This is a genomic window from Caulobacter sp., from assembly GCF_049283275.1.
Lineage (GTDB): Bacteria > Pseudomonadota > Alphaproteobacteria > Caulobacterales > Caulobacteraceae > Caulobacter.
The window spans coordinates 1-4,241 of record NZ_JBAPVS010000088.1; the positions used below are offsets into that span (position 1 = coordinate 1).

Annotated in this window: 5 protein-coding genes; 4 read left to right on the forward strand and 1 reads right to left on the reverse strand. The window is 67.8% G+C overall.

What is annotated here, in order from left to right; genetic code table 11:
* Nucleotides 1-955: phosphoglycerate dehydrogenase (locus WAL33_RS04300; RefSeq protein ID WP_422178835.1), on the reverse strand; the 955-nt coding region annotated here is incomplete at its 3' end.
* A gap of 282 nt (nt 956-1,237) precedes the next feature.
* Here WAL33_RS04300 and WAL33_RS04305 point away from each other — a divergent pair.
* The 4 genes from WAL33_RS04305 to WAL33_RS04320 form a co-directional block, all read left to right on the forward strand.
* Nucleotides 1,238-2,626 carry an acyclic terpene utilization AtuA family protein gene (locus WAL33_RS04305; RefSeq protein ID WP_422178837.1) on the forward strand — a complete coding sequence of 463 codons (1,389 nt, stop codon included), beginning with the start codon at nt 1,238-1,240 and terminating at the stop codon, nt 2,624-2,626.
* On the forward strand, nt 2,623-2,931 hold the full coding sequence (locus tag WAL33_RS04310) for a DUF4387 domain-containing protein (protein ID WP_422178839.1): 309 nt from the start codon (nt 2,623-2,625) through the stop codon (nt 2,929-2,931). Before WAL33_RS04305 ends, WAL33_RS04310 begins: the two co-directional genes overlap by 4 nt.
* A 10-nt stretch (nt 2,932-2,941) precedes the next feature.
* Entirely contained in the window at nt 2,942-3,703 is a 762-nt protein-coding gene (locus WAL33_RS04315; RefSeq protein ID WP_422178841.1) for a class II aldolase/adducin family protein, read from the forward strand.
* A 52-nt stretch (nt 3,704-3,755) separates the two neighbouring features.
* Nucleotides 3,756-4,241: alpha-hydroxy-acid oxidizing protein (locus WAL33_RS04320; RefSeq protein WP_422178843.1), on the forward strand; the 486-nt coding region annotated here is incomplete at its 3' end.

A 4,241-nucleotide genomic window follows, 5' to 3' on the forward strand; every position in this document is an offset into this window, starting at 1 on the left:
CACCGTCAACAACGGCCACGACCCCGCGCGCGGCCACCATGTTGGTGCGGTCCAAGCCTTCGCGCGACGAGGCCGCGGCGTGCGGCGTGCCGATCACGTTGGGCAGGTCCAGCAGCGCCTGGGACACCGGCTTGTAGTCAGGGTCGCTCTCGCTGACATAGACGTCCAGCCCCGCGCCGGCCAGGCGGCCCGTGCGCAGCGCGTCCAGCAGGTGAGCGTCCTCGACCAGGCCGCCGCGCGCGGTGTTGATCAGGATCGCGGTGGGCTTCATGCCGTCGATCGCCCGTGCGTCGATCAGGAAGCGCGTCTCCGGAGTCAGGGGCGCGTGCAGGCTGACATAGTCGCTGCGGGCCAGCAGTTGCGGCAGGTCGACGAACTGGACGCCGGTCGCCCGGGCATAGTCGGCGTCTGGGCGCGGCGTATGGACCAGGACCTTGCAGTCGAAGCCGGATAGGCGCTTGACGACGCTCTTGCCGATCCGCCCCAGACCCACCAGGCCGACCGTCTTCTCGCACAGGTCCGACCCCATCAAGATCGACCAGTCGCCGTCGATCATCCGTTGCTGGGACTCGCGCAGACGGCGGCCGACCGCCAGCATCAGGCCGATCGTGTGGTCGGCCACCGACGCGTCGTTGCCGCCCGCCGCGATGGTCACCACCCGGCCCAGGTCGCGCGCCGCGGCCAGGTCGACGCGCTCGTAGCCCACCCCCCGGCGCGAGACGATCCGCAGGTCGGGCAGGGCGGTCAGCAGCTCACGGGTCACCCTCGCATGGCCGACGATCCACCCCGCCGCGCCGTCCAGGAGCTTGACGAGGTCGTCATGGGACAGATCGCCGTCGGCCTTTCCCACCGGCAGGGGCGCGATCGCCACCTCGCAGCCGTGGGACCGCAGGTAAGCGTGGGCGCGGTCGTCGAAGAAGCGTTGGGTGACAACGACCTTGCGGGCGCCAAGCATGTTTGATCTCCAGATTCGAAAAGGCCGCCGCAAGGGAAGCGCCCGGGTGTTTCCGCGCCAGATCGCGGCGCGCATCGTTCGATCCAAGTTTCGCAACACGGGCCCGAAGGGCCTTGTATCGCCGACGGCGTCTCGCCTTCCCGGAGGCCCGCGAGAACGAGTCTTTCACATCGCTAGCGACCTGCTTGCCATTTTGCATCCAAAAACTTGACGCATTGCATCCTGTGGCGTTAGTGGCTTTGAATGGCCGGCAAGGGTCAAAGTCTGTTGGGTGGGAAGCGCATGTTCGAAGGCCCTATCAAGATCATCGTCCCCGTGGGCTCGCTCGGGGCCGGGGTGGTCGAGGAGGAGGTCCGCCGGGGCGTCGCCCTGGGCGCGCACGCCATCGCCACCGACGCGGGGTCGACCGACAGCGGGGCGGCCTACCTGGCCCTGGGCATGTCCAAGAACAATCGCGGTTCGGTGAAGCGCGACCTGACCATCCTGATGAAGGCCGGCGCCGAGGCCGGGATCCCCGTCATCGTCGGCACCAGCGGCCAGGCGGGCGGCGACAAGAACGTCGACTGGACTCGTGACATCGCCGTCGAGATTGCGCGCGAACTGGGCATCTCGCCCCGGATCGCGCTGCTCTATTCGGAGCAGGACAAGACCGTCCTCAAGGCCCGGAACGCCGCCGGCAAGATCACGCCCCTGGCGCCGCTGGGGCCCTTGGACGACGCGACCATCGACAGCTGCGATCACATCGTCGCGGCCATGGGTCCCGAGCCGTACATGGCCGCCCTGCGAGCCGGCGCCGACATCATCCTCGGTGGTCGCACCACCGACACGGCGGTCATCGCCTGCTTCGCCCTGCTGCACGGCGCCCCTGAGGGTGCGTCCTGGCATGCGGGCAAGGTTTCCGAATGCGGCTCGCAATGCGCCGTTTACCGGGATCGCGGCGCGGGCGTCCTGTTGTCGATCGGCCGGGACGGCTTCGACGTCGAGCCGCTGGCGGCGAACAACCGTTGCGACCCCCACAGCGTCTCGGCCCACATGTTGTACGAGAACAGCGACCCCTTCCGCCTGACGGAACCCGGCGGGGTGCTGGACGTGACCCACTCGGTCTACACGCCGGTCGACGACCGCACGGTGAGGGTCACGGGCTCGATCTGGGATCCTAAGCCCTATACGATGAAGCTGGAGGGCGCGGCCGGCGGCCGCTACCAGACCCTGATGCTGGTCGGGATCCAGGATCCCGACGTCCTGGCCCGGGTCGACGAATTCCACGACAAGATGCTGGCCGCCCTCTACGAGCGCGCTCGAAAGTCGACCGGCCTGAGCGACTCCGATTTCCACATCTCGCTGCGGATGTACGGCTGGAACGCAGTGTCCGGCGATCGGCCGCCGCCCGGAACGGCGGCGCCGCGCGAGATCGGCGTGCTGTTCGTCGCCACCGCCGAAACCCAGGAGCTGGCGACCCAGATCGCCAAGGCCTGCAACGCCTATTTCTTCCACTACCCGATTTCGATGGACAAGGAGCTGCCCAGCTACGGCTTCGCTTTCACGCCGGCCGATGTCGAGCGCGGCCAGGTCTACGAGTTCAAGCTCAACCACGTGGTTCAGGTCGACGATCCCATGGAGCTGGTCCGCACAGCCTGGATCGACCTGCGCAAAGAGGAGGCCGCCCAATGACGACCGTCAGCGACGTCTGCCGTCACGTACGCTCCAAGAACGCCGGCCCCTACTGGGTGACGTTCGACCTGTTCTTCAAGGACCCGGAGGCCTTCGCCAAGTACAGCGACAGCCCGGCCTTGGGGCCCGATCTGCTGCACCAGCTGTTCGGCGCCGAACCGGCGCTGGTGAAGCGCTTTTCCGTGCCCAGCCTGAACGTGGTCAAGATCTCCTACGCCCGGGCCACGCCTCAGGGCGGCGAGGTTGAGCGCGACATGCACTGCGGCCAGCAATTCGTGCGGCTGCTTGACGTTCAACTGGACTGAGGAGACGGCCATGAACGCCCACGCCCCGGACATCACGCCCGACCAGGTCGACGCCCTGGAGACCGCGATCCGGATCGACCTCGCCGCGGCCTATCGGCTGGTGGCGCTGTTCGGTTGGGACGACCTGGTCTTCACTCACATCTCGGCTCGGATCCCGGGTCCGGAACACCACTTCCTGATCAATCCCTATGGCTGGATGTTCGAGGAGATCACCGCCTCGTCCCTGGTCAAGGTCGACCTCGACGGTCAGGTGGTCGGTCCGACCAAGGCGATGGTCAATCCCGCCGGCTTCACCATCCATTCGGCGGTGCACGCCGCGCGCGCCGACGCCGGCTGCGTGATGCATCTGCACACCGTGTCCGGCACGGCGGTCTCCTCCCAGGAGGCAGGCCTCTTGCCGCTGAACCAGACCGCCATGCTGCTGAACGGACGGGTCGCCTATCACGACTTCGAGGGCGTGGCTCTGAACCACGACGAGCGTCCGCGGCTGGTGGCGGACTTGGGCGATAAGACCGCCATGATCCTGCGCAACCACGGCACCCTGGTCACGGGTCGCTCGGTCGCCGAGGCGTTCACGACCATGTACTTCCTCGAGCGCTCCTGCCAGATGCAGGTGGCGGCCCAGGCGGGCGGTCCGCTGCGCATTCCCCATGACCACGTCCAGGACGTGGTCGAGCAGCAGTCGCAAGGTCTCAGCGTCGTGGCCGACAAGCTGGTCTGGCCGGGCCTGCTGCGGCGTCTGGATCGCCAGAACCCCGGTTACGCCGCCTGATCGGGCCGGGCGGGGAGGCGGCTCCTTCCTCGTCATCACCGCCTCGACGCCGGTGGCTCCGCCGTTCATCCTGTCGGACCTGAAAATCCGTTCGGCGATCCACGCCGGCAGTCTTGGAGGGATGCGCATGGCCTACGGCGACTATCAGAATGAGATCTATTTCAAGGGCCTGCACGGCGTGAAGCCGAGCTGGCCGGTGGATTTCGCGACGCTGGAGCAGCGGGCCGCCGCCGCGTTGCCGCCGGCGGTGCTGTCCTACGTCCAGGGCGGCTGTGGCGACGAGTTCACCCAGAACCACAACGCCCACGCCTTCAAGCGCTGGGGTCTTGTGCCCCGCATGATGGTCGACTGCACGCGCCGCGACCTGTCGGTGAACCTGTTCGGGCTGACCCTGCCGACGCCGCTGTTCATGGCGCCGATCGGCGTGATCGGCCTGTGCGCCCAGGACGGTCACGGCGACATCGCCACGGCCCAGGCGGCGGCCGCCACCGGCGCGCCGATGGTCGCCTCGACCTTGACCAACGATCCGATGGAAGAC

Excerpts from the sequence above, each read along its gene's own strand:
- WAL33_RS04305 (WP_422178837.1), top strand. The coding sequence starts at position 1,238 with ATGTTCGAAGGCCCTATCAAGATCATCGTCCCCGTGGGCTCGCTCGGG.
- WAL33_RS04310 (WP_422178839.1), top strand. The coding sequence starts at position 2,623 with ATGACGACCGTCAGCGACGTCTGCCGTCACGTACGCTCCAAGAACGCC.
- WAL33_RS04315 (WP_422178841.1), top strand. The coding sequence starts at position 2,942 with ATGAACGCCCACGCCCCGGACATCACGCCCGACCAGGTCGACGCCCTG.